1 pseudogene is annotated in these 404 nt (G+C 61.9%); it reads left to right on the forward strand.

The features are described 5' to 3' along the window. Positions 1-41 precede the first annotated feature (41 nt). Positions 42-404: pseudogene (locus tag QWI17_RS06785) on the forward strand (PQQ-dependent dehydrogenase, methanol/ethanol family); the annotation flags it as partial.

The raw sequence follows: 404 nt of genomic DNA on the forward strand, positions 1-404 counted from the left end.
AAAATTTCCCGGGCACAACAAAAAAACCAAAGGTAGCCGACATGACCCGATCCCCACGTCGTCCCGCGTTCGCCGTGAGCCTGGTGCTCAGCGCCATGTTGCTGGCCGGCGCTGCCCACGCCGCCGTCAGCACTGAAGATATCCTCCAGGACCCGAAGAACTCCCAGCAGATCGTGACCAATGGCCTGGGCGTGCAGGGCCAGCGTTACAGCCCGCTGGACATGCTCAACACCAACAACGTGAAGGAACTGCGCCCGGTCTGGGCGTTTTCCTTCGGCGGTGAGAAGCAGCGCGGCCAACAGGCGCAGCCGCTGATCAAGGATGGGGTGATGTACCTGACCGGCTCCTACTCGCGGGTATTCGCCGTGGACGCGCGAACCGGCAAGAAACTGTGGCAGTACGAT

The sequence above is a fragment of the Gilvimarinus gilvus genome, from assembly GCF_030518155.1.
Classification (GTDB): domain Bacteria; phylum Pseudomonadota; class Gammaproteobacteria; order Pseudomonadales; family Cellvibrionaceae; genus Gilvimarinus; species Gilvimarinus gilvus.